The organism is Flavobacteriales bacterium (genome assembly GCA_020635395.1).
Classification (GTDB): Bacteria; Bacteroidota; Bacteroidia; order NS11-12g; family UBA9320; genus UBA987.
In genome coordinates, this window is the sequence record JACJZV010000001.1 from 1,228,375 (window position 1) to 1,252,703 (window position 24,329).

Consider the following 24,329-nt stretch of genomic DNA (forward strand, 5'->3'; position numbering starts at 1 on the left):
CTGTTTGCAAATTTAATTTGTGCCAGATTTTAATTCTTGAATTTTGCTATCCATTGCCTCGAATATGTTTTCCGATTCATCAGAAACTTCAAAAACTATGTTAAAATTATCATCCAATATCAGGTTTTGAGGATAGGTTTTTACCAATCTGCTCTGAATTTTTGATGTATATTTTTTTGCATCTGCCACCTGCAAATAGTCAAAATCAAACCGTTGCAAAATATTTTTCATTTTTGATTCATCATCATCGCACAAGGCTATGAAAACCAGAGCGGTATCGCTTTCGTATTTTTTATGAAGTTTGTTGAGTTCGGGCATTTCTTTTATGCATGAAGGACACCATGTGGCCCAAACGTTCAGCACAATGGTTTTGCCCAATAAATCGGCAGAGTTTATGCTATCACCCGAAATGGTTTTCATAGAAAAAGCGGGAGCCTTCTCTCCAACTTTGCTGCAAGAATGGAGCAAAAAGACTACCCCCAAAAGCGATATGAACATTTTCATTGGTTTGATAAACATATCAAGAGTGTAATTTGTTCTGCCTAAAATTGGTTTGATTTTTGAAATAGATGCAACAATCGATTTTTGAGATGCGTCTTATTCGTGCATAAAGTCATAATTTTGGTGTAATGAAAAATAAAATATTCGTAACAATAGTTTTAATGGTCCTTGCATATATGGGTTTTGCTCAATCAGCTCCCAAAGTAATTTTTTTGGACAGCATGAATTACAACATGGGTAGCTTTAAGTCTGGCGAGGCAGCGGAGCATACGTTTAAGTTTGTGAATGTGGGGAATGCCCCTTTTAAAATATTGGATGTAAAATCAACATGTAGCTGCACGGCCAGCAATTGGACTTCTGATTTTGTTCAAGCAGGTGATACAGGAAGTATTCACATTACATTTGATACGAAAGAAAAAATGCCAGGTGAGCATTTAAAAGGGGTAAATTTAGAAACCAACGCTGGAGATTTACATTTGGTAATTCGGGTAACGATAACCGAAGGACCATCCGAAATAATGGAAGAAGAAGACCACCAACATGATGGTCACAAACATTAAAGATGTACTTTCATTCCCATTCTAAGCCCAGTAATCCATTGATTTTGTTTGATTTCGTAGTCTTTTTTGAAGGTTGAAGTAAGCGAATATTTGAACTGCGGATTAACAAAAACTTCTACTTCTTTGCTGATGTATTGAGACAGCTGCACACCCACGGTGCTGTTTAGAAAATGTTTGTTAAGCAACGGAAATTTGGAACTGTATATCCAGTAATATTTATTCGTTTCGTAGTCGTAAATCAACAAATCGGCATGGTCGAGGTAAGAATAAGATAGACCCAACTGGGCTTCGGCAAATAATGAATTTCCGAGTTGGTGTGCTTTAAAATTGGCAATAAAAGGAATTTCGATAAATCCATAATAATTAGAGTATGGTATAAGTTCGGCATCGTCATATCCAACCATTTCTGGCGAATCAAATACGGCAGAATAATTGCTGAATACGCTTTCGGAGGATGAAAGTGCTGTTCGGTTTGCGTTTCGTTTGTTTACAACCAGCATTTCTTCCCCCAATGATGCGTAATAAACGCCGGTTTGCACACTCCATTTTGGGTTAATGTGGTAATAAATATCCAGACCGGCATAAAAACCTAAAGCTGCTTTATCGTTTTTATTTCTAAACGTTTTGCTTTGACCATACACAAAGGCATTGTTGCCATCAAAGCGGGCAAAATTTCTAAAGTCGTTGTATCCCAAATGCCGATAACTCAAACCTGGAGAAAAGGAAAGACCCAATGCCCATTTTGAGCGAATAGCCTTCAAATTTTCAGGGATAAGATTTTCTTTTTGATCAATTGCAATTGCTTTTCCAAAAGTTAGAAATGGGGTAGGGGTTGAGTTAAACCCAATATCTTTTAGTTCTTTATGTTCTAAGGTGGCAAAAGCAAATCTCGACTCACCCTGAGCATCATTTTTCTTTAATTGAGGGGCTTTAAGAACAGGTGCCACGTCCACAAATTCTCGTTCATTAATGGTTGAGACGGTTTTTTCTTCTTTGGGATAATGTATGAAAGGAATAAGAGGATTTTCTGTTTCAACAGCAATTGTTTTTAAAGGTGCAGCTTGTTTTGGAGATGCCCAATCCCATAGTTTTTCAATTTTGAAATCGAAGAAACCAAATCCGGAATCGTGTTTGAATTGATAAACAATGGAGCCAGTACCCAAAACAATAAGTGGAACGATAACAAAAGCACCAGTTTTGATGCGTCTGCTAATTTTTTGTTGTGATATTTTCTGGGAGGTTCCCACTCTATTACTTACCTACCTCGCAAAAATATCGTATTTACGCTGTTTTACTGCTTGTATTGTCAACCATTTTACCAAAATATGAGACTATAAAATACAATGCAGCAATACATAGCGGAAAAGTAATGTAAAATGGAACCCCGAAACCTGCCGGAAGTGTTCCAAGAAGTATGGCAACGGCACCAACTGTTAGGGCATAAGGCATTTGCGTTTTTACATGGCTAATGTGGTTGCAATCGCTGGCCATGGAGCTCAAAATGGTGGTGTCGCTAATGGGCGAGCAATGATCGCCAAGCACAGAACCAGCTAAAACTGCGGAAACCACGTTGGCAAAAACGAACAAGGACAAATCTTGTGATATACCCGAATCAATACAAATTTTCCAACTGGTAAATAGAACCATAGGGTATAAAATGGCCATCGTTCCCCAGCTTGTTCCTGTAGAAAAGGCAATTAATCCGGCCAAAATAAAAACAATGGTTGGCAGCAATTGTGGCAGTATGTTTCCTTCAGTTATTTGTGCCAAATATTCTGCTGTTCCTAATTGCTCAGTGAGGCTTCCCAATGTCCAAGCCAACGCCAAAATAACGATAGCCGGAATCATGGATTTGAACCCCTCTAACACATAATTCATGGTTTTTTCGATAGACAAAACTTTTGTAGAAACAGTTAATAGAATGGCAGAAACGAGACCCAAAAATGAACCCCAAACCAACGCTTTGTAAGAATCTGCATTGCCAATAATGTCGGATAGCGATGCGTTGTCAGCATTTTTGAGTGCAAATTTTCCGGTAAAATAAAGTGAAAGACCAACGGTAACTACTAAGGTTAAAATGGGTAAAAGCCCGTTTAAAACAAATTCTTTGTTGTCCGGAATTTGGTCAATTTCGCCCACTTTCGCATTTTCGATACCGGAGGTTTCTATCTTTCGAGCATTTTGCTCAGCCTTGAGCATTGGGCCAAAATCTCTGCCTTTCCAAATAAGAAAAAACATGAAAATAAGCGTTAGAATTGGGTAAAACATAAACTGCAACGAACTGATGAATACCGAGTATTCGCTACCAAACAAGTTTGCACCATTCGGAATTTTTGAAATGCCATCTTTTATGTAAACCAGCTCCGACCCAATCCAAGTGGTAATGAAGCCGATGGCAGCTACCGGAGCGGCGGTAGAATCTACCAAATAGGCCAGTTTCTCTCTGCTTATTTTGAGCTTGTCGGTTATGGGTCGCATGGTGTTGCCAACAATAAGTGTATTGGCATAATCATCAAAAAAAATGGCAATGCCCAAAAACCATGTGGCCATTTGGCCTGATTTTGCCGTTGATGCCCGATGAGATATTTTTTTGACAATGGCCATCATTCCGCCATTTTGGGAGATGACAGACACCATTCCGCCAATTAAAACCGTAAATAGAATTACCGACAAATGGCCTTCATCGAAAAGCGATTTTTGCACCTGAAGTGGCACATTCAAAAATGTTTGTGCAAGGTTTTCTTCGGCTCTATTGGCTATAATAAGCATTCCGCTGAGTATGCCCAGGGTAAGGCTGATAATAACTTCTTTAAAAATCAACGCCAGCACAATGGCTATGAGCGGTGGCACCACGCTCCAAAAGGAAAGGGTAGGGGTTATATCCAAAAATAAAGTGCTCATCGAGCAAATGTAATCATTGCCAAGTTTTACGACTACAATTCTATTCTAATTTTTAACATCCAATTAAATCCGGCCATCGGGAAAACGTAGTTGAAATCGGCTCTTTGGTTTTGCAAAATACCACCAAAAGTGTAGCCATTTGGTGCAAACGACTGGTTGAAAATATTGTTAAAAAACAGCGATAACGTGGTTTTTTTTATCCCTTTAAACTGGTCGGTAGAATAATTTATGGAAACATCGGTGTAATGAAAAGACGGCAGCATTCGGTTTTCGCTTTGCGTATTGTCCAAAAATTGTTTGCTAACGTATTTTGAGTGAATATTTAGGGTAAAGTTTGGATTGACTTTATAGCCCAATTGGGCTGCCGAAATGATGGACGGAGAAAATGAAATGTTGGTGTTTTTATAGGTATTTGTAAAGGTTTCGTAGTCATCATCCCATTCGTATATGGTTTCAATAAAATCAACAATTTTATTTTGAGAAAGGGTAAGATTGCCACCCAATTGCAGGCTTTTCGATAATGCACATTGAAACTCGGCCTCAATACCTCTTCGATAGCTTTTGGCCACATTTTGCCGGATGGCTTCGCCCACATCGTTTATGGCTCCTGTTAAAACCAACTGATTTTTGTAGTTCATGTAATACACATTCAGTCCAAGCATGGTTCTTTTTCGTTTCAGTTTGTAGCCTGTTTCAATATCATCAAGTTGCTCTGCCATTGGCCAATTTCCGTTTTTACTGTTTCTAAAATCATCTCTCACCGGTTCACGGTTTCCGCGTGCATAAAAAGCATAGAGCTGAGTAAATCGTTTTTCGAACAAAAAGCCTGCTTTTGGGTTGAAAAAACCATAATTTACAGAATAGTTTTTTGCTTCATTTTGATTATCAAAACCTTCAAAATGATATGAAATGGTGCGATACTGCACATCTAAATAAGGGTAAAAATGTTTGAGTTTGTATTGCAGTTTGGCATATACATTTCCATCACCTTTTCTTGAATTGTTGTCGTAATAAAGTGAGTTGAGGGCTTCATAAGCTGTAAATTCAGTAGCAATGGCTTCGCCAAAATGATTTCCGAAATAGGTATTGTAGCCCAAACCCATTGATGCTTCCATTTTTTTAACGTTATAATTGAGCGAAGCCAAACCACCTACCAATACGTTTTTTAACCATCTTCTTCTAATAATGTCGGCAGTAGTAAACGTGTCGTTTCCGACAATTTGATTTTGCAGATTGTAAAACGACAGGTCATCTTTTGGCCGAAATTGCTCATAAAATCCCTTTCCGGTGGTGGTATAAGCCGCCGAGCTAAAAGTTAGTTTTTTATTGAAATGATAGTCGTAGAAAAGTTGATAATGGTTTTGATTGTAGTCATCTACTTCATTTTCGTATGTGTAGTAATTATAGGTTTTTGAGTTCGATTGTTGCAAATTTTGAAGATCGTTTCCGGTTATCCAAAGTTGGTTTATGTATCGGTTCAGTTCGGGCGTATTTTGTTCAAATTTTGGTTGAGGAATGCCCCACCAGGCTTGGTAGGTTCGTTCGTTACCAAATAACAGATTTGCTTTAAATACTGCCTTTTTCCAGTATTTAGAAGCAGCCAAATTGGTTGATAAAAGCTCGGAAGAAGCTCTGTCAATAAAACCATCGCTCTCAATTAAACTGCCCCGAAATAAAAATGCCCAATTGTTTTTGAGTCTGCCTGTGGAGTATGCCGCACTTAGTCGTTGAGTATTAAAACTACCAAAACCAAAATTTAAAACTTTCGAATATTGACTCGGAACAATGTCGGTTTTAATGTTTATACTCGAGCCAAAGGCCGCACCACCATTGGTGCTTGTGCCAACGCCTCGTTGCACTTGCACATTTTGTGTTGAGCTTGTCAAATCAGGCAAATCAACCCAATAAACGCCCTGACTCTCGGCATCGTTTAGTGGAATTCCGTTTATGGTCACGTTTACACGTGTGGGGTCTATGCCCCGAATTCGAACTCCCGTATAACCCACGCCATTGCCAGCATCGCTGCTTATTACGGTTGACGGAGTCATATCCAACAAATAGGGAAAATCTTTACCCTGGTCGGTTTTTATTATTTCTTCTTTGTCGAGATAAGTGGTTACAGACGGATTTTTCCCATTAGCTCTAACCACATTTACAATGGCCGTTTCGGTGGTGTAATTGGCGGGACGAAGCGAAATATTATAAACCATGTTTTTATCAACCAAAATAGACTCGCAAGTCGAGTCGTAACTGATATGGGTTATGCAAATGCGGTAATTTTCGGAAGCCAAATTGGTAAATTGATAAAAGCCATTTTCGTCTGTAAGTTGATAATAGGAATTGTTACCGTTTGTAAGACTTACCGCGGCATTGGCAATGCCTTTCCCATCATTTTCATTGGTAATCCTTCCTGAAAAAGAAAGCTGAGCGTGCGAGGCATAGGCACTTAGCAGAATGATTAAAATGAATGTAAACTGTTTCATTTCCTGTGTTTTAAATAAAATAAAAAATACAGGAGTTGAGTGATACAAATTGAATTGTGTTTCCTACGGCAGCATTACCTGCATCAGGTTCTATGGGTATCATCTCAGCCTTTTGAACCTATCAAAAAGCACCCCTTTTGTACGGGCAAAAGTAGAGGAAATTTTGAAAATCTGCCTAAAAACCTACCTTCGCCGCGGTAACCAAGAATGCACACGGCTGACCGAGAAAATCTAAGACAAGTTCTCCGGGAAAATGCAGTTTTAGCCCACCACGAAGCCGAACTATTTAATACTTGCCTGTCTAAGAGAGTCGTAATGTGCTGAATGTAAATCCGGACGATCAAAGACTTTTAAACCAATTGAATTAAAAAATGATTTTAAATTGCCCATATCTGCCAAGTATTCTTTACTCGATTTGGCATTTCCGCATTCAAAACAAACCGAGACAAACTGAACGATACTGTCATTTTGGTCAACAAAAATGATGTTGTGCCGAGGAAAAAAACAATCGGCAACTGCTCTAACTGAATCCGCTTTGGGATATGGTTTTCGATAACGACCGCTTAGTAAATCGTTTAGGTAAACAGTTTGCGAACTATCTAATTGATGGCTAATGGTATCCCCGAATTTGGAAATATCCATGTTTTTTTCAAAAAATAAATCGGAATAATCATAGGCATCTAACGTTACAAAGGCGAAGATTTTTGAATATTCAAAGTCACTAAAGTCTTTTGGAGAAACCGTAACCATTTCAGTTTTTGATGCATCTTTTTTGAAACAACTACAAAATGCTGTAATTATAAGAATAGACAAAGAAATGAACTGCCGATATTTCATAAATTCGAATATAGCTAAACCCCGTGAATTCTGTTAAAATCTCCTTTCGCCGCGGCCAACAAAGAATCCATTGCACCCATCGAAGAATTAGGAAACCAATTTACTCAAGTTTCTTCTGATTTTTTCAATTTATACACTTGTATCGACCCACGTTCAAAAACTAATTCTCCCACCATTTTGGCAATAGCGGGTTTTTTTAATATGTTTTTTGAGTCCGTGTATAAATATTCCGCTCCCTTGCTAATCATCCATTTCAAGTTTTTGGCGGTAAGGTTGTCATCATGAAAACCCCATCCTTTTTTGTCGATATAATAAAACGATATAAAATAAGATTCGTCGTTTCCAACCACCACCAAAGCATCATTTGGTATGGCTTGTTGCAACTCCGTTTTATATACCAACAAATCTTTGTTAAATCCCGGTGCCTCCGGATTCCAGCGGTCGTGCATTCTAAAAAAACAAACTATTGGAATGGCCACCACACACGCCAAGGCTAGATTGCGATAAATCGTTTTACCCGAATTGTACAGGTGGAAAGCTCCATAAGCTACCAAAATGAACAATAAAGGATAGAACGGAAAAAGGTAGTAATCATGAATTTTGGCAATGGCATTGGCTTCAAAAAGATAATACATCAATACACCAACACTCAGCCACAGCAATAAAGAGAACTTGGCATTTTTGTATGATTTGTTTTTTACAAGAAAGAAAAATCCAGCCAAAAAGAACAACATTGAGCCGTAGCCAACCAACAATTCTGGCATGGTTGAAATTAAATTATGCTGCAAATAATCCATAATTTTATACGGCGAATCATCGTTTTTAAGCATTCCCCCCAACACTGCATTGCCCTTCCATTGCGGAATTACAACGGCATACCAAGCAATAGGAAAAATGGCCATGCCCCCGGCAAGAACGGCCTGTATAAAATACTCTTTTTTTAGACCATTCTTAATAGTTTGTTGAATAAAATATACCAACGGAACGATATAGAATAGAATGAAAGGCAGCTTACTCAAAGCACCCAGACAAATCAATAGGTTGGAAAAAATAAGATACTTGTTTTTCTGGCCATTATACCATCGGAAAAAAAGAGCAAGTCCCCAAATGGAGCAACAAAGGGCAAAATTGTCGGGCATGGGGTTGATGGTATAATAATAAAAGCTCGGCGAGAAATTGAAAGCCCAAGCCCCAATGGCCGATAATATGGGGGCATGAAATAGCTCATCCAACAATTGGTACATACCCAAAACGGCAAGCAAACCAACCAAAAACATGAACAAACGGGTAATGATTAAATGATTTCCAAACACTTTATAAAGACAAGCCACCAACCACTGCATAATGGGAAATTCCATCCTAAAAATGCCGTCGGTATCTCCTCGGTCGTGTCTTCGAGGGTTGAAAATATTCATATCTTCTTCATAAAACGTACTAATGGTAACCTGCGTTTGAGTTTGTCGCCACACATGCACGCTCATCAAATCTTTTGAAAAATGGTTGAAGTGCATGACAGTGCTGAGAATAATTATTGAAATGAAGGTGATGTTTCGAATCCTTTTTTCCATCTGTCAAAAATAAGTTTTCAAAGGAGGATTTTTGTTTTTAACCATTAGTGACAAAGAGTATGCTGATAAAAATGGAATACCCACATTTTGGTAAGACTAATATGTCTTAAAAGTAAATTTTAGTCACTAAATTTTGCAGTTTTTGTTAATCTTTCATCGGTTCCGCCCAATCCGAATTCCTTACAAATATGGTGTACTGTATGTATGGCTTGCCCTTATCAGTCATTTCAAATAAATCTGTAACAGGCAATAATTGAAAAGAGCTGTTTAATCGATTCGAATTTGCATACGGACTACTTTCGCTGTTCATTTTAATAAAGGATTTTTGTTTTTTGCCCGTCATTCTCTTCAAATCTTTAATGCCAACAATATACATTACCAACATGTTGTCGGCTGATAGTTTCATTTTTGTGTACTTGCCCTTATCACGCATCGGTTCTGGCAATTGTTTGCTATCCATTACCATATAGCTGTCGTTCATCAAAAAGTTTATCGACAACATTTTATCTTCCAATCCTAAATCAGACATTCTAATTTTTGCAGCCAATGGATATTCGCCATTTACTCTATATTGAAAGACATGATAAATGCCAAAATACCCATATATTTTCTGTCTGCTAAATTCATTTTCACGATAGGTAGTCTTAAAATTTGAGAACATTACATCTTCTCTGTTTATGTTCTGCTCTACCGCTTCAATATTGGTTTTTATATTCGCCAACTTTGCCAACACTATTTTATTGTCAGCATAATATCCATTTAGTTGGTTAATTTGCTTCAACAATCCTTCCTGTAAATTTTCGGTATTATATTCAATGGGTAAAATACTTTGGTCTTCTGGCAACAGGTCGTTCAAATATTGCGTGGTTAATTCCCAATCTTGAATTTTGTCTATTCCAAAAAACTGAAATTTATCGTTGTCATTTAGGCTCTCATAAAATGCCTGAAATTGGATGTATTTGTTAAAATAGTCCTCATTGTTTCTACCTTGGGCGACCACCCATCGCTTTAACACCTTTTTCAATAAATTGTAATCTTTGTTTACCAAAAATTGGTTGAGATATTCGGCCTGCACAAAGTCCAACTCTGCCACATAACTCCTAATTCCATAATTTTTATGTAGAAATTTAAAAAATTCTACATCAAATTTGGTGGGTTCTTTTGTGCCATGAATTTCGCCAACCAATATTAGTTTACACTTGTTAATATCCGATTTGGCAATTTCAAAGCTAAAAGAATCTTCTAAAAATACTGTTTCGCTGTTGTCTTTTAAGTATTTGACATATTTGCCACCAGTGGCATACTCCCAAAGGTGAAAAACCCCGTACATAACCAATGCCAATAATATGATGCCAACAAATAATTTAAGAGTGAATTTCGATATTTTTTTTATCATCTATTGTGATTTCTAATGTTGACCAGAAATAGGTATTACTCAACATTCATTCTCAACAAAGAAAATAAACTAAAAAAGAAAAGACCAATTTTTTTGGTCATTATTTCAAGACTTAAAAATCTTCAAGGCCATATTAGTAACTTTTATTGGATATGAATGGAATTGAACAACAAAATGATTAGTATTCGTTTCCTTCAATGTCGATATAGATTGTTCGACCGTCAATTGTTTCAGCTTCGGCCAAGTATGTTTTAAACACTCCTATCCTTATATATTTTGGTTCAATAATGCCATGCAAACCACAAAGCCCGTTTTTGAATGTTTTTAACGTGGGGGAATAATCGTTAAAGTTTATTGAATCGTAACCAATATTGATAGAATCCTCAAAATAATAGACTCCATCTTTCACTAAAATAAGGGTTTGCGGGTCAACGTTTTTTATCCCTATCTCAAAGTTTGAATCAAATTTGAATTCTGTTCGTCCGTTGATAAATAAAACCGAATCAACATCTTTGTCGCAAATTTGACGCTTTTTTTCTGGTGGAATCTTGTTTTGATAGTCGTGGTAGGTTTCATCCTCGAAAACTGTAAAACAAGAGCCAGAATGCTTTATCGAAAGTGTATAGTGTGGAACGGTTCCACATATCCCAATAAAATCAGGGTCTTTACTTTTTGCACCATTAAGAACCGAAACATAAAAAATGCGGTTATTCTCGTCCAGAACTTGAAAACATCTGCTATACAATCTCGCAAATTTTAAATTCTCGTACGTGGTGTCCAAAACCAACTTATACCTTTTTGTTTCAGGATTTTGTACTAAGAAGTGCTTTTCGGATATCGACCAAACGGTGTCAAGAGTTTGTTCGCCGCATTGATTAGCGACTTTAGTTTTTTTTGATGTTGAGCAACCAGACAAACCGGCATAGATGGCAAGTATAAGAAGTAGATAATATTTTTTATTCATTGTTTATGCTTATAAATTTACAAGTGTATTCAAAGATACGAAAACTCTTCTGACCTCAACATCCAAAACGGCAGTATCGGTAAAACACTTCATGATTTAAAACAAATTCCATAATAACGCTCCAGTTTATGGTCAATTTTAAATTTGTACGTTACCGGTGTTAAAATTACTTTGTTTGCCATTATATTCTCTATTCACTTGGAGGTTAGATTTTCCATTTCCTTCCATTGCAAGATTTCTTCTTTCGACTTTTGGTTAAAAATATTAAGTGCCATGGCCTCGCCTAAAGATTGTACGGCTATACCGCGGTATTTCGTCATGGAGCCCTGCATTAAAGGCTTAAACAATGGAAATAATCTTAGCATTAACCATTGAGTGAAACCAAAACGGTTGGTTGGGGTTAGAATCATTGATGGCTGAAAAACACTTAAACGCTTAAAATCGAGTTTCGACAACTCTTCCTGCAATTCACCTTTTACCTTTAAATAAAAGTTTCTGGATTTAGAATTAGCACCAACGGAAGATAAAATTTCAAAATGCTGAACGCCTGAATTTTTACAATGAGAAGCAAATTCTATCACTGCCTTTTTATCAACTTTTACCAATTCCTCTCTGCTCACTTTTGATGGTTCGCCAACACCCAAAGTGCAGATGGCCACAGTGTGTCCGTTTAAATATGACTTGTATGTTTCGGGGTTGAAAACATCAACTTCATATTGTTCTACTTGGATATTACCCGTTTCTAAATTTTCAATTTTTCGCCTTCCCAATAAAGTAATGCGATGTATCTTGTATGGCTGTTGCAATAATGCTTTAAGCACATAACTTCCGGCCATACCTGTTGCACCGAGCATAACCACAGAAATCGAATTATTGCTATTTTGTAATTCATCCATTGTTTTTTTCTTTTAAATTTTTGTATTCGCTTTCAGCCATTGCAGAAACTTTGATAGAAGCTCCATCCCGATAGCTATCGGGAGTGGTGTGAGAGGTGCACTCTCCTCGTTTATGGGGAGAGCCGCCTACTCGATTGTACACCGTTTTTTTTTATTCAGTTTTATATTGTTGTCCTACATTTTCAGGATTTTTTAAGTCAATCCAAAATATGTCCAATGGCTCATTAGATTCCATTTGACCATTTTGATTTTTATCTAATCTGGCAAATACATACATTAAATCATTTGCAGAATCATATTCTGAACTCATTACCGAATAAATTTTTGGAATAAGTGCTTTTTTATTCTGTCCATTTATGTCAAAAAAGTAAAATCTTCTCAAATCTTTTACATTTATAAAACCATCTTCATTTGTGTCCTCATCGTATGCAGAAACCATATAGAAATCCCTTTTTACAGGTTGAAAATTTAGCGTATCCTTTGAAAAAGTAGGATAATATAATGTTTTGATTAGCACAGGTTTATCAAATAGTTTGTTTTCTGTTTTTGTTCGATGGTTATAATGTGAAATGTTTACGAAATTATAGCCGTAAATTGCCTCAAATCCGGGCATTAGGTTGTTATTCCAATTATTCCCTATTTCATATTCATCGACCCAAGAAGAATGAAATTCATTTGACCCAGTAAATGGCTCATTAGTTCGCTTATCATAGTTAACCTTATAGATTGGTGTCAATCTATGTTCAGAATTGAAAGTCAACAGAACATTTCTTGGTCTTGTTTCAAGTTTCAAAGAGTCAATTTGAAGTCCGACAACTTTTTGTCCGTCTTCATTTTCTGTAATTTCATTTACCTGAAATCCTTTTTTATCAATCTTGTTGTCAGAGCAACTTGATATCAATAATCCAAAAAATATTGTTATTAAAATTCTATTCATTTCTATTCTTCTAATGTGGAACAACGGTTCTCGGCTTTGCGAAGTGGTGGAATTTCAGCATCAAAGTTACTAAAAACCGCTAAACTTTGATAAAGCACAAAAGTTTCTAAAAAAGTACTGAACACGCCACTTTTGCAAAACCCGTGTGCCTGTTGCAGAACTCAAAAGTAACTCTATTTTTCAACTATTTCAAAAAAGTTGTAATTTTAATCTTCTTATTATCAGCGAGTTAATTGTATTTTGTTTTTGAGGTAAAAATCAAAAATAGCGTTGAGGGTAGTTGTGCAACAGCTACCCTTGTTAGCGGTTCGTTGTTTTGTCTATGTCGTTTCTACAAGTTTTTTTAGTGTTTGTAAAATAGGATTTTCTTCACCTTGTGGTTCTTCCTGAACTGCGTTTGGTCGGTTGTCTTCTTGTATAATTTCAAGTTTTGTTTGTCCGTTTTCTGCTGTCAAAACATAGTTCATTATAAAATAATTTTCAGGCTTGTCTTCAAGGTCAGGTCTTGGTGCAAATAACGAATAATTAAGTTTTGTCAATGGAGTAAATTCCAAAACTGTTCCCCATTGTTCAAATACTTTGTCCTCCCATTTTGTTACGAATTTTATAGAAGTCCCTATTTCCCAGCTTGTTTGTAAGTCGCTACCATATTGCCAAAGTTTTACTTTTTCAGGATTTGTCAATGCGTCCCAAACTTTGTCTGGCGAAGCGTTTAGTTTTATTGTTGAAATGTTTGTTGCCATATTTTATTTGTTAATTGTTTTTTGTCGTTTTGTAATGTCCCGTAAAAATTTTGTCGTCTGTTTGGTGTTTTGTCAGGTGTTCATTGCAATGACAGCTAACGTTAACTTGTAGCCGCCGTTTGTCCATGTTCAGAGGTTTCGCGGACGCGAAACCGTCGAACGGGCAAATGGAGGCTACAAAATGTGTGTGCCGCAAATGGCAAACACTCTCCAAATTTAGCTGAAAGGAGGGTGATAACCAATAGTTAAAAGATTATTGGATTAGCTGATGAGGTAAAAGTCCTCTATACGCGTAGAAGATTAGTGCAGGGAAGTATTCGTAAGCCCCAAGCCCGATATTGGGTACAACCATCACCGTATCAAGGTTAAAACAAAGGGGTTATCTATCAATGACCGACTATTATCACAAACAAAGGTCAAGTTAACAAACCGCCGTATTCGAGACCCGAATCCCGATAGCTATCGGGAGTGGTGTGAGAGGTGCACTCTCCTCATTTATGGGGAGAGCCGCCTACTCGATTGTGCGGTCGGCTTTTTTATTCTTAATTCAAATTCATCTATTACCTTCAAGCATTCTGAGTAGTCAGAAACATACCTGTCACTTTCGAATTGCTCCTTAAAATATTGATAGTAGTTGTCGTAAGTTTTTTCAAAAATCTCATTCCAAGCTTTGTCTTGATTCTCTATTAGTTTCAACTCTTTTGCAGAAACCATCGCTAATATTCTGTCACCAGGTAAATCTTTGCCTGGATTATCGTGCCATAGTTCAAACGCTATTTCAATTCGGTTAGGATTGAGTTTTAAAAGCTGCTCTCCAAGATATTCACTAAATGAAATTTGGTCAATCTCTATTAAGTCTCCGTTTTCTTCTACTTGAAAAAATTCGACCTTCACATTTCCCATGAATTCTAAGGTTACTGGAAAAACAAGTTTATCATGGTTAATTTTAATATCTAACCTTTCTACGATTGCGTCTGAAAAAACGTGAGTCGAAAAGTCATTCAGGTCAATGAGTAGTTTTTCGTCGCCCAACTTGAAACTAGTTATCCAACTATCATGAAGTTTTCCGATTAGATATTTTTTCAAGTTCCCTAATTGGTCAGAATTATCATCTAGGAATTTTGAATATTGTGCAAAATCAAAGATTGGTTGGTCCAAGTCGACAAAGTCGTCTGCCAAAAATGGAGCAATTTCTTTTATGTTTCTAGTTTCTGTCATTTAATCTTTTATAGTTTTTTAGCTGCCGCACAACGGTTTGGCTATGATGCGTATCCCGCAGGGTATGCAATATAGCTCTTGTTACCTTGCGTTTATTAATACTGATATCCCATCTATGACACGGCAAACTTCAACTCCTTCAACATTATAATAATTTTCTATGGTCTCTCCATTCTGAATTTTGCGTTTCAAATATGAGTATTTTAATTCAATGCCCCGCCCAAGATCATTATGGTCTGCATCAATTAATTCTGAATTGGAATCGAGAAATTGCTCTTCAATAACAAAAGTGCTATCAGCCGAGTCAGTTTTTTTTACTTGAATTGACAATCCATTTTTATTTGGTTTTAAAACATCACCTCGGCCAATTCTTTTTACAATTATCTCGTTTTCTTTGTCATTGTAAAACGTTGCAATTTTAATGACTAATTGAAGTTGATTGTCAAATTCAGATTTTTCGATAATCCGTCCTTGTGAATCAACAATTGTAAGATTTCGATATTCCAATTTCGACTTAGAATCAAAATAGTCGGTAATTGTTGAATCTCCGAGATATTTATATTCAGTTATCGGGTTTAAATCCCACAGGTAATATTCTCCCTTTAGATTATAACCAACCCTTTTTATTGTCCTTCCCTTTTTATCCTTAAGAAAATAGGACACAGTCAAACCGAGGTATTCATTCAACTTACCAGTTGAGTCAAAATAAACTTCGTACAGTTCCTGTCCATCTGTACTTTCGTATCTCTGAAATTCCTCAAGAAGTCGCTTTGTGGGTTCAATCTTTTGGTATTGATTGGAATGCAATAGTTCATTGAGCAATGAATCCATATTTATCTGAGAATAACACTGAAATCCGGTTAATATGAATAGTATGAATAAAATTCTTTTCATTATGCTAGGTAACGGTGAGTGTATGATTTCGTAAGGGATTGCGGGCTTCGTTTGTATCCACCTTTACCAAATTTGAAGCGGGAGACTATGCTTCGCATGCCACTGAAACCCTTATGAATTATACACATTGTTGTAGTTCGTTTTTAATCAATTAGTTCCACTCCAATATCAAAATCTAGTCTAGGAGATAAGTATCCACAATCATTAAAATCAAATGGACTATCTTCATATCCGTTAACAACTTCAAGAATCTTGCTGGCAAAAATATTCCATGCTTGTCGAGGCATTTCAATTATTTTTTTGTCAATAGTGAAATTTGTAATCTCGTCAGAGACTCTCAAATCAACTTTATCTAATTTTATCAAGTCACCGTTTTCTAGCAAATTCAATTTTCTAATTTCATGAGCTAAATAAGTCAGACTGCTTGTTGTTCCAATAAATCTGATCGTATCATCCACTATCCTTGAAGACATACCTTTAGGCAAATCAATTTTTAACTTATATTTTGAAAACAATCCCATATCAATCCTCACCTTCAATTGTAACTTCTAACATTTCAAGTCCAACATTAAGCCCCAATAGAAAGTCAATTGTTTCATTATCACAATCTGTAACCAACAACTTATATTTGTCTTGTCTTGATGTAAACTCAATTTCTTCAATACTATTTATCCTTAAAGTCATTGAGATAGAATCATTAAATCTGATGCTTACAAACCAGTCTGGCTCTATAGTCCCTTCAATCAAATTGCCAATTACAAAGAATTGATTTTTTCTTCTTACAGCAAAACTGTCAATTGCTTCGAATATTCCTTGTATTTCAATGTCTTTCTTCATTATCAATTTATGCAGTATGGTCTTTTAAATGAACTACAACATCCGTATATGCCCAATACAAACCACCAATTGTGCATATTTCCATTATCTACAAAATAAAAATCACGCTCCCAACGCATTCCGCAAATCGCCTACTTGGCTTTCCCAAAGCATCGATATTTCGTCTGCTTCGTCTTCGTCGGCATAGTCGGTTACTACCAGAGCAATGTCTCCGGTTAGTTCGTCTTTTTGTATTTCCATTTCAAAAAACTCGCCTTCTTCACTGTCGTCCCACTTAAACTTTACAAACTTTCCGTTGGTTTTGCTTACCAATTCGGCAGTGTTTTCGTCTCCGTCCCAAAAAAAGGTATATTTTTTCCCTTTTACGTTTACATCATCGGCAAACCATTCTACCAATCCTGAAGGGGTAGAAATGTAGTTAAAAAGTATCGTTGGCGAAGATTTTATAAGAAATTCTAATTCTAATTTTACGCGTTCCATCTATCAAATGATTCTAAAATTTCAAATTAAACACTATTTACCGAAAAAAAAAGAGTTGCCACGATTAATTTTACCGCCGTTTTGGTAAAAGATGTGTTTCTAAAAAGCAATCGAACGGCCTTTATTCTTTGGCTTTCGTTTGTAACTATCGGGTTATTAACGGCTTTGCTCACTAAAAGGGGAGAACCCATACTTTGGTTGAATGAACATTATAGCACTTGGGGAATGAATTTTTTTACCTTTATGACCCGCTTGGGCGAGTCGTGGGGCTTTTTGGTGGTTTGGGGTTATGTTTTCTTGTTTAAAAGTGTTCGTCACCAAATGGCCTTTTTGGTGGTGGCTTTACTCACATTGGCATTGGTGGCCATCTTAAAACATTGGGTATTTGAAGATGCCATGCGACCTGCTATCTATTTTGAGCAGTTGAATATAAAAATTGAGAACCTGCCTGAAATTCCGCTCAACAAAAAGCACTCGTTTCCGTCAGGCCACACCACCAGTGGGTTTGCCTATTTTTTCTTTGCCGCATTGTGTTCTTCAAAACAGTTTTTTAAAGCATTTTTTGTAGTTTTGGCCATGTTGGTTGGCTTTTCGAGGGTGTATCTGGTGCAGCATTTTGTAATGGATGTGGTGGCCGGAAGCTGTTTGGGTGTAGGCATTGCGGTTGCATCTTATGTTGTTTCGTTTCGATGGGTAAAACCCCATACTTTCTTAGATAAAAAATGGCTGAATGGATAATCTGACTACCCGACAATTGCACCTACTTTTTAGCCTGCTCGGGGTGTTTTTTTTTATTCCGTTTTTGGGCAGCGTGCATCTGTTTGATTGGGATGAAATAAACTTTGCCGAATCGGCCAGAGAGATGTTGGTAAGCGGAAATTTTGGCCAAGTGCAGGTAAATTTTGAACCTTTTTGGGAGAAACCACCGTTGTTTATATGGCTGCAAGCTGCCTGTATGAAATTGTTTGGCATTTCGGAGTTTTCGGCTCGGCTGCCCAACGCTTTGGTAGGCATTGCCACCCTCAACGTGTTGGTGTTTTACGGAAAAAAGTTTGCCAATCAAACGCTGGCCTTGCTGTGGCCGTTGGTTTACCTGGCATCCATCACTCCCCAATTTTATTTTCATACAGGCATTATCGATCCGTTGTTTAACCTATTCATTTTCTTGGGGTTAATGCAAATTTATCAGACGTTTAATCAATATCACCTCAAACATTGGCTGCTTGCCGGATTGTTTCTTGGTTTGGCCATTTTAACCAAAGGCCCTGTGGCCGGGCTTGTTACGTTGCTGGTTTTGATGGTGTTGTTCGTAAAAAACAAATTCAAACCCTGGATGAAATTAAGTCATTTTTTACTCTACGGAATCACTGCTTTGGCGGTATCTGCCGTTTGGTTTTTGCCCGAAACGCTCAAAAATGGTTTCGGTTTTTTATCCAACTTTTTGGTTTATCAAATTGATTTGATGCAAAATCCGGTGGCCTCGCACGGGCAGCCCTGGTTTTATCATCCTGTGGTGTTGCTAATAGGGTGCTTTCCTGCATCGGTGTTGGGTTTGCGGTTAGTATTTAAAAAAACCGAATTGAGTTTTGAAAGCCTGATGCGAATCCTTTTTTGGGTGGTGTTAATTCTTTTCTCATTGGTTACCACCAAAATTGTACACTATTCATCCTTGTGTTATTTGCCGCTTACTTTTTTGGCAGCCAAACGACTTTCAACCCTAAAAGAAAAGCCATTAGTGCACTACGAAAAATTCTTTATTTGGTTGGTTTCGGTTTTATGGGTAATCATTTTTCTTGCCGTGCCCATAATCGGTTTAAACCGATTGTGGCTGGCCGAAAAAGTAAATTCTACTTTTATTAAGGAGCTCTTGAGTGTTGCCTCAACCTGGGGCATTTCGCAGTTATTGGTCGGATTATTGTCAATGGCCGTGCTGGCATTTTGGCTGTATGCGGTCATTTGGAAACAATCGCTAATCAAACAATCGTTGTTCATTTTGTCGGCTTATTTGGTTTTGTTTATGATAACAATTATACCAAACATAGAGCGACATACGCAGGGTTCCATCATCGAGTTTTATAAAAGCATGGAGCAGGAGGATTGTTATATAGAAACCTACAAATTCAAGAGCTACGCTCAGTATTTTTACACCAAAGTGAAACCGCTTGTGAGCTCGGATAACTTGTATCTAAAGAGAGAAGAATGGTTGTCGAAATTAGATGCTAAAACACGATTGGATTTAAACGAAAACGGGCGGGGCATCTATCAAAACGAACATGTAAATTGGTTTTTGTACCAAAATACTGACAAACCAGTTTACCTGATTTGTATGCCTCACAAAGCCTTTGAATTGGATGAAAACCCTCAATTTGAACCTGTGGGTAATTATGGCGGCTACCGCGTATATAAAAAAGAATCGAGGCCTTAATGCACTCTATCTCCTCTATATTCCAAACGTTTCATTAAATCAGCTTCGTAATCCAGAAATTCGTTCCAACGCTTTTTTACGTATTCCTTATCGCCATATTTTTCGGCCAAATCAATAAACAAGCGATAGTGGCCGGCCTCCGAAACCATAAATTCATGGTAAAATTCTTTTAGTTTTTCGTCGGAAACATGGAGCGAAAGCAGCCGAAAACGCTCGCAACTTCGTGCCTCAATCATGGCACAAACCAGCAAGGCCTCAATGATGTTGTTTTCGATACTCCCACCTTTTTTTACAAATTTTTGCAGCTCAATCACATAGTCATCCTTTCGGGGTTTCCCAAGGTCGTAACCTCTGTTTTTAAGCTCTTTTAGCACTTTTCTAAAATGCCCCCATTCTTCGGCCACTACTGGCGAAACTGCATCAACAATTTCGGGATAATTAGAAAACCGGACAATAAGTGAAATGCCCGTTGTTGCAGCCTTTTGCTCGCAAAAAGCATGGTCTATCAATATTTCTTCAATGGTTTTTTCGGCGATGTTTACCCAACGAGGGTCGGTGGCAAGTTTTAAACCTAACATATCATTTTTTCAATTTCGGGTGATACTCAAAATTATTTTTAGCATAAATTTCATGGAGATAGTAGGTGTTATTTTGGAGCAAAAATGCGTCAATTTTTCCTTTTTGAAAAGGCAGAAGCTGACCGGAAAACACTTTTAAACTATCGGCAAACTGATGTTTTTCATCCAAAAAAAGAATTCGGTCAAACACCTTTTTGTTGTGTTTTTCCCATTCCCAATAGCGGCGTTCGTATAGTGGCAAAACACTTTTAAATTGTGGGTCAATGGCATTGCAACCATAGTTGTAAACATCTGATTTTGAGTAGAAAACAAGTGCTTCTGCTCCTGATTTTTTGTACAATTTTTTTATTGCTTCGCAATCTTGGCAGAGTTGTTTGTGCGAAATGGCCGTAACAAAATCCGGGTTTTGATTTACTGCGTATTTAATAACTTTATTCAACCGAAATAGGCCGATAATGGCCGACAAAACGGCCAAAAAACTCAGGGTTTGTATAAACCTTTGATTAAGTGCTTTTTGAAAGATAAACGGAATCAAAAAAAGAAAGGGTATGGCCAAATACATGCGGGAATAAGGGAAATAAACGGAGGCCATTCCATCGTCGGTTTTGTTTATTGCAAACGTGGCAAACACGGCAACAAAGGCAGCAATAAACGCCAACAGCAGCGATTTTTCGATGTTGAGTTTTTTGCGAAACAACAAAATCATAGCAAAAAGCACAAGAATAACCCAGCCCTGTGCCGGAAAAAACGGAACCAAATAGCGAAACCTGTAATCGAATTTTTGAATTCCGGTTGCGAATATGTCAAAACTTGCTTTCAGGGTAGGAAGTACGTGCGTTTCTAACTCAGGATAGTTTCGTTTAAAGAAATGCAGCCAAAGAAATGTAGATGTAAAAATTAGTATTGGCAGTATCAGCAATTTTAGATTGTATTTATTTTGATATAAATGATTGTAAACCAATAAAATAGACAACGGAAAAAGGAGCAAAATGCTGTTTGGATTTACCAAAACGGATAGCCCTATAAAACTCAGACCGATGCTTTTTGCACTATTTGATGAGCCAAAAAGTAAAACAAATCCGCTAAAAAAGAACAACAATCCACCTGTAAACCCCCTGGCCAACGAGGTTATTAGATGAAACTCAATGGGCATTAAACAGCCAATGGCAGCCGAAAAAATGGCCAAGTGCATTTGTTTTTTTCGCCAAAAATGAAAAAAGAGCAAAACAAACGGAGCGAACCCAATGGCATTAGAAACCACAGGAATGGCCAACCTATTGGGAATGCCCAGATAAACTAAGGGTGAAGCAAAAAAAGCTTCCAAATTGGTACTGTAAAACTGGCCGTAATAAAAGGGTGTATAAAACAGTCCTTGCGACATATCGCGGGTGGCAATCCAGTTAATCAGCTCATCGCTGTCAACATAATTCAAATTAAACCGAAAAAGTACGAATAGTCTGACAATTAGTAGAATAAACAATAGAACTAAAGCAGTATAACGGTCAGAAATTTTTCTCAAAACAAATAAAGAGCAGATAAAAAAATGAGAGCCCCCACCAGCATAAACAAAACTGAATAGGGCAAAATATCGCGGGCCTTAAGACCTGTAATTCCCAGCAAAGGCAATGCCCAAAAGGGTTGCAGCATATTGGTTAGCTGGTCGCCGTAAGCCAAAGCCATAACCGTTTTGGCATTGGAAACACCCAATTTTTGTGCGGCTTCAATCAAAATGGGGCCTTGCACTTGCCATTGACCGCCGCCACTTGGCACCAAAATATTAACAATTGCACTGCTCAAATAAGCAAAAAATGGAAATGTTTTAGCCGAACTGATATGCACAAATGCCTGAGAAACAGACTCTAACAGTCCGGAGTATTTCATTAAACCCATAATGCCTGCATAGAGTGGAAATTGAATAATAATGCCTGTGCTACCCAATATGGCCGTTTCGATGGAATGTAAAAACCCAGCCAGCGACCGATGACTTAAAATGGCCAATGAAAACAGCAAAAAATTAACGTTGTTTAGGCTTAAAAAATTGATAGAAAATTGGGCTTCAAAAAGTTGTAAAAACCACACAATGAGAAAAATACCGCCAAAAACTACGGCCAAAAATTCAGAACGGTCTAATTTTTCGGCACCTTGCAGGGCGGTTGCATCAAATTGGTTGTTGTATTTTGTTTTTGGGTAGATGTCGGAAAATTTTCCTTTTGACAACCACCACGCAAAAATTGGAAGAACCAGAACACAAAGCATAAAAACCACCATGTTGGAAGCGGAAAAAATGGTTTCGGTAAGCGGTACAATGTCCATTTGATTTTCCAAACTATGTCCTGCTTTGTTTACGGTAAGCGGTGCAGAGCCTGAAAGCCCGCCGTGCCACACCATCAGGGCTGTGTAGCCACAAGCCGCAATGAGTGGATAGTTTATTTTAATGTGTTTTTCGTGGGCATATTCGCCCACTTTTCGAGCCAAAATAGCCCCAAAAACCAAACCCAAGCCCCAATTGAAATAGCCCATTAATACAGAAAAAAGTGTAACCAAAATGGCTGCATGAGCATTTGATTTACAATAACTTACAATACGATTTATGAACTTTTCAATAACCGGACTCAACGCAATGCTATGCCCTAAAATGAGCATAAGCACCATTTGCATGGTAAACTCCAACAATTCCCAAAAACCTTTTTGCCAAGCGTTTGCAATGAATGTTGCCGGATTTTTATCTGCCGGAATTTGTCCGAAAAAAAGTGCCAAAACTGCCGTGAAAACCGTTAAAAAAATAGCAATCACCATGGGCGAAGGCAAGTATTTTTTTACTAATTTTAGGTATGTTTGGGTAAACTTCATTTCCAGATAAGTTTCAACATTTTGTGTAAATAAACGGCATCTGTTTGGTCGAAGGTGTTGTATTTCTCACTGTCAATGTCAAGCACACCAACAAATTGGCCATTTTGCTCAATGGGAATTACTATCTCCGAATTTGAGACCGAACTGCACGCAATATGGCCTTCAAATTCATGAACGTTCGGAACAATTTGTATTTCTTTGGTTTTCCAAGCAGTGCCGCATACACCTTTTCCAAAATCAATTCTTGTGCAAGCCACAGGCCCCTGAAACGGTCCCAAAACCAACTGATTTGCTTCAACCAAATAAAAACCCGTCCACCAAAAAAGGAAATGTCGATGCACCAACGCACAAAAATTGCTCATGTTGGCCAACACATTGGTTTCATCTGCAAACAGTGACTCTGCTTGTTGTTCCAACTCTTTGTATGCCCGCTCTTTGTCCATTTTATAGTTGAATTGTAAGTCCGTCATAAGCCAAAAACATAGATTTAGGAAGTTCATGTTGCACATTTTGGTGCAAGCCTAATTGATGGCTAATGTGCGTAAAATAGGTAATATCAGCACCAATTTTTTGTGCCATTTCAATGGCTTCATCCAAAGTGAAATGCGAGATATGCGGTTCTTTACGCAAGGCATTTAACACCAAGATTTTTGTTCCTTTTATCTTTTCTATTTCAATGTCAGTGATATAATTGGCATCGGTTATATAGGTAAAATCATTTATTCTAAAACCAAAAACCGGCAATTTGTAATGATGCACTTCAATGGGAGTGAGCGTTATATCTCCAATTGTAAAGATTTTATTTTCAATACGATGCAGTTTTACTTCAGGCACGCCGGGATATTTAAAATCGGCAAAAGCATAGTCAAAATCCTTGCGTAAAACTTGCTCCACCCGCACATCGCAATACACTTGCATATCGGCTTGTTGCACATAATTAAACGCCCGAATATCATCAAATCCGGCGGTGTGGTCTTTGTGGCCATGCGTAAATACCACAGCATCCAATTTTTTGGCCTTAGCCCGAAGCATTTGCTGTCTAAAATCAGGGCCGGTGTCAATAACAATGCTCGTATTTTCGGTCTCCACCAAAATAGACGACCGCAATCTCTTGTCCTTCTCATCCACTGATTGACAAACATGGCATTGACAGGCAATAATGGGAACACCTTGCGAGGTTCCGGTACCCAAAAACGTTATTTTCAAGCCATTTTCCAAGACAGCCGCAAGGTGTCAAATTTTGGTTAATTCGCAAAATTTT

General features: G+C 37.5%; 25 protein-coding genes and 1 riboswitch. Of the genes, 3 read left to right on the top strand and 22 right to left on the bottom strand.

What is annotated here, in order from left to right; all coding sequences use genetic code 11:
• Positions 1-12 precede the first annotated feature (12 nt).
• Positions 13-504 carry a TlpA family protein disulfide reductase gene (locus H6607_05245; GenBank protein MCB9261762.1) on the bottom strand — a complete coding sequence of 164 codons (492 nt, stop codon included), beginning with the start codon at positions 502-504 and terminating at the stop codon, positions 13-15.
• 125 nt (positions 505-629) lie between these two features.
• Here H6607_05245 and H6607_05250 point away from each other — a divergent pair, with 125 nt between their 5' ends.
• A complete protein-coding gene (locus tag H6607_05250; GenBank protein MCB9261763.1) occupies positions 630-1,061 on the top strand; it encodes a DUF1573 domain-containing protein in 432 nt (143 codons plus the stop codon).
• Here the strand turns inward: H6607_05250 and H6607_05255 are convergent.
• From H6607_05255 to H6607_05330, 16 genes are all read right to left on the bottom strand, one after another.
• On the bottom strand, positions 1,058-2,308 hold the full coding sequence (locus tag H6607_05255) for a hypothetical protein (GenBank protein ID MCB9261764.1): 1,251 nt from the start codon (positions 2,306-2,308) through the stop codon (positions 1,058-1,060). The two genes, H6607_05250 and H6607_05255, sit on opposite strands and share 4 nt — an antisense overlap.
• A gap of 34 nt (positions 2,309-2,342) precedes the next feature.
• Positions 2,343-3,962, bottom strand: a complete 1,620-nt coding sequence (locus tag H6607_05260) for a Na+/H+ antiporter NhaC family protein (protein ID MCB9261765.1) — start codon at positions 3,960-3,962, stop codon at positions 2,343-2,345.
• A gap of 32 nt (positions 3,963-3,994) precedes the next feature.
• Entirely contained in the window at positions 3,995-6,445 is a 2,451-nt protein-coding gene (locus tag H6607_05265; protein ID MCB9261766.1) for a TonB-dependent receptor, read from the bottom strand.
• A 46-nt stretch (positions 6,446-6,491) separates the two neighbouring features.
• A riboswitch (TPP riboswitch) is annotated at positions 6,492-6,586 on the bottom strand.
• A gap of 141 nt (positions 6,587-6,727) precedes the next feature.
• Positions 6,728-7,282: a hypothetical protein gene (locus H6607_05270; protein MCB9261767.1), complete on the bottom strand. Its 555-nt coding sequence runs from the start codon at positions 7,280-7,282 to the stop codon at positions 6,728-6,730.
• Positions 7,283-7,386: 104 nt separating this feature from the next.
• Positions 7,387-8,850 carry a glycosyltransferase family 39 protein gene (locus tag H6607_05275; GenBank protein MCB9261768.1) on the bottom strand — a complete coding sequence of 488 codons (1,464 nt, stop codon included), beginning with the start codon at positions 8,848-8,850 and terminating at the stop codon, positions 7,387-7,389.
• A gap of 145 nt (positions 8,851-8,995) precedes the next feature.
• Positions 8,996-10,246: a hypothetical protein gene (locus H6607_05280; GenBank protein MCB9261769.1), complete on the bottom strand. Its 1,251-nt coding sequence runs from the start codon at positions 10,244-10,246 to the stop codon at positions 8,996-8,998.
• Between the two features lie 178 nt (positions 10,247-10,424).
• Entirely contained in the window at positions 10,425-11,210 is a 786-nt protein-coding gene (locus H6607_05285) for a hypothetical protein (protein MCB9261770.1), read from the bottom strand.
• Between the two features lie 194 nt (positions 11,211-11,404).
• Positions 11,405-12,106 (bottom strand): NAD(P)H-binding protein, encoded by a 702-nt coding sequence (locus H6607_05290; protein MCB9261771.1) that lies wholly within the window; start codon positions 12,104-12,106, stop codon positions 11,405-11,407.
• Positions 12,099-12,248: a hypothetical protein gene (locus H6607_05295; protein ID MCB9261772.1), complete on the bottom strand. Its 150-nt coding sequence runs from the start codon at positions 12,246-12,248 to the stop codon at positions 12,099-12,101. Before H6607_05295 ends, H6607_05290 begins: the two co-directional genes overlap by 8 nt.
• Before the next feature lie 9 nt (positions 12,249-12,257).
• Positions 12,258-13,043: a hypothetical protein gene (locus tag H6607_05300; GenBank protein MCB9261773.1), complete on the bottom strand. Its 786-nt coding sequence runs from the start codon at positions 13,041-13,043 to the stop codon at positions 12,258-12,260.
• A 320-nt stretch (positions 13,044-13,363) separates the two neighbouring features.
• Positions 13,364-13,786 (bottom strand): SRPBCC domain-containing protein, encoded by a 423-nt coding sequence (locus H6607_05305; protein MCB9261774.1) that lies wholly within the window; start codon positions 13,784-13,786, stop codon positions 13,364-13,366.
• Positions 13,787-14,281: 495 nt separating this feature from the next.
• The gene (locus H6607_05310; GenBank protein ID MCB9261775.1) at positions 14,282-15,004 is read right to left on the bottom strand and encodes a hypothetical protein; all 723 of its coding nucleotides are present in this window, start codon (positions 15,002-15,004) and stop codon (positions 14,282-14,284) included.
• Positions 15,005-15,085: 81 nt separating this feature from the next.
• Entirely contained in the window at positions 15,086-15,898 is an 813-nt protein-coding gene (locus tag H6607_05315) for a hypothetical protein (protein MCB9261776.1), read from the bottom strand.
• A 143-nt stretch (positions 15,899-16,041) separates the two neighbouring features.
• Positions 16,042-16,419 carry a hypothetical protein gene (locus H6607_05320; GenBank protein ID MCB9261777.1) on the bottom strand — a complete coding sequence of 126 codons (378 nt, stop codon included), beginning with the start codon at positions 16,417-16,419 and terminating at the stop codon, positions 16,042-16,044.
• 1 nt (position 16,420) lies between these two features.
• On the bottom strand, positions 16,421-16,735 hold the full coding sequence (locus tag H6607_05325) for a hypothetical protein (GenBank protein MCB9261778.1): 315 nt from the start codon (positions 16,733-16,735) through the stop codon (positions 16,421-16,423).
• A 102-nt stretch (positions 16,736-16,837) separates the two neighbouring features.
• Positions 16,838-17,215, bottom strand: a complete 378-nt coding sequence (locus H6607_05330) for an SRPBCC domain-containing protein (GenBank protein MCB9261779.1) — start codon at positions 17,213-17,215, stop codon at positions 16,838-16,840.
• Between the two features lie 81 nt (positions 17,216-17,296).
• On the opposite strand from H6607_05330, the gene H6607_05335 reads away from it, so the two are divergent.
• Together H6607_05335 and H6607_05340 are read left to right on the top strand one after the other, a co-directional pair.
• Complete coding sequence (locus tag H6607_05335; protein ID MCB9261780.1) at positions 17,297-17,953, top strand: phosphatase PAP2 family protein; 657 nt, start codon at positions 17,297-17,299, stop codon at positions 17,951-17,953.
• The gene (locus H6607_05340; protein ID MCB9261781.1) at positions 17,946-19,640 is read left to right on the top strand and encodes a glycosyltransferase family 39 protein; all 1,695 of its coding nucleotides are present in this window, start codon (positions 17,946-17,948) and stop codon (positions 19,638-19,640) included. The genes H6607_05335 and H6607_05340 overlap by 8 nt, the downstream gene beginning before the upstream one ends.
• On the opposite strand, the gene H6607_05345 is transcribed toward H6607_05340, so the two are convergent.
• From H6607_05345 to H6607_05365, 5 genes are read right to left on the bottom strand one after another with little or no spacing between them, the layout of a single operon-like run.
• Entirely contained in the window at positions 19,637-20,218 is a 582-nt protein-coding gene (locus H6607_05345) for a tRNA-(ms[2]io[6]A)-hydroxylase (protein ID MCB9261782.1), read from the bottom strand. The two genes, H6607_05340 and H6607_05345, sit on opposite strands and share 4 nt — an antisense overlap.
• 1 nt (position 20,219) lies before the next feature.
• Positions 20,220-21,737, bottom strand: coding sequence for a hypothetical protein (locus H6607_05350; protein MCB9261783.1), 1,518 nt, complete (start codon positions 21,735-21,737; stop codon positions 20,220-20,222).
• Entirely contained in the window at positions 21,734-23,068 is a 1,335-nt protein-coding gene (locus H6607_05355) for a short-chain fatty acid transporter (protein ID MCB9261784.1), read from the bottom strand. Before H6607_05355 ends, H6607_05350 begins: the two co-directional genes overlap by 4 nt.
• Positions 23,065-23,538 carry a GAF domain-containing protein gene (locus H6607_05360; protein MCB9261785.1) on the bottom strand — a complete coding sequence of 158 codons (474 nt, stop codon included), beginning with the start codon at positions 23,536-23,538 and terminating at the stop codon, positions 23,065-23,067. Before H6607_05360 ends, H6607_05355 begins: the two co-directional genes overlap by 4 nt.
• Positions 23,513-24,274 (bottom strand): MBL fold metallo-hydrolase, encoded by a 762-nt coding sequence (locus H6607_05365; GenBank protein ID MCB9261786.1) that lies wholly within the window; start codon positions 24,272-24,274, stop codon positions 23,513-23,515. The genes H6607_05360 and H6607_05365 overlap by 26 nt, the downstream gene beginning before the upstream one ends.
• Positions 24,275-24,329 lie beyond the last annotated feature (55 nt).

Bases quoted from the DNA above. Each gene is read 5' to 3' on its own strand.
- H6607_05245 (MCB9261762.1), bottom strand. From the start codon at position 504: ATGAAAATGTTCATATCGCTTTTGGGGGTAGTCTTTTTGCTCCATTCT.
- H6607_05250 (MCB9261763.1), top strand. From the start codon at position 630: ATGAAAAATAAAATATTCGTAACAATAGTTTTAATGGTCCTTGCATAT.
- H6607_05260 (MCB9261765.1), bottom strand. From the start codon at position 3,962: ATGAGCACTTTATTTTTGGATATAACCCCTACCCTTTCCTTTTGGAGC.
- H6607_05265 (MCB9261766.1), bottom strand. From the start codon at position 6,445: ATGAAACAGTTTACATTCATTTTAATCATTCTGCTAAGTGCCTATGCC.
- H6607_05270 (MCB9261767.1), bottom strand. From the start codon at position 7,282: ATGAAATATCGGCAGTTCATTTCTTTGTCTATTCTTATAATTACAGCA.
- H6607_05275 (MCB9261768.1), bottom strand. From the start codon at position 8,850: ATGGAAAAAAGGATTCGAAACATCACCTTCATTTCAATAATTATTCTC.
- H6607_05280 (MCB9261769.1), bottom strand. From the start codon at position 10,246: ATGATAAAAAAAATATCGAAATTCACTCTTAAATTATTTGTTGGCATC.
- H6607_05285 (MCB9261770.1), bottom strand. From the start codon at position 11,210: ATGAATAAAAAATATTATCTACTTCTTATACTTGCCATCTATGCCGGT.
- H6607_05290 (MCB9261771.1), bottom strand. From the start codon at position 12,106: ATGGATGAATTACAAAATAGCAATAATTCGATTTCTGTGGTTATGCTC.
- H6607_05300 (MCB9261773.1), bottom strand. From the start codon at position 13,043: ATGAATAGAATTTTAATAACAATATTTTTTGGATTATTGATATCAAGT.
- H6607_05305 (MCB9261774.1), bottom strand. From the start codon at position 13,786: ATGGCAACAAACATTTCAACAATAAAACTAAACGCTTCGCCAGACAAA.
- H6607_05310 (MCB9261775.1), bottom strand. From the start codon at position 15,004: ATGACAGAAACTAGAAACATAAAAGAAATTGCTCCATTTTTGGCAGAC.
- H6607_05315 (MCB9261776.1), bottom strand. From the start codon at position 15,898: ATGAAAAGAATTTTATTCATACTATTCATATTAACCGGATTTCAGTGT.
- H6607_05320 (MCB9261777.1), bottom strand. From the start codon at position 16,419: ATGGGATTGTTTTCAAAATATAAGTTAAAAATTGATTTGCCTAAAGGT.
- H6607_05325 (MCB9261778.1), bottom strand. From the start codon at position 16,735: ATGAAGAAAGACATTGAAATACAAGGAATATTCGAAGCAATTGACAGT.
- H6607_05330 (MCB9261779.1), bottom strand. From the start codon at position 17,215: ATGGAACGCGTAAAATTAGAATTAGAATTTCTTATAAAATCTTCGCCA.
- H6607_05340 (MCB9261781.1), top strand. From the start codon at position 17,946: ATGGATAATCTGACTACCCGACAATTGCACCTACTTTTTAGCCTGCTC.
- H6607_05345 (MCB9261782.1), bottom strand. From the start codon at position 20,218: ATGTTAGGTTTAAAACTTGCCACCGACCCTCGTTGGGTAAACATCGCC.
- H6607_05355 (MCB9261784.1), bottom strand. From the start codon at position 23,068: ATGAAGTTTACCCAAACATACCTAAAATTAGTAAAAAAATACTTGCCT.
- H6607_05360 (MCB9261785.1), bottom strand. From the start codon at position 23,538: ATGACGGACTTACAATTCAACTATAAAATGGACAAAGAGCGGGCATAC.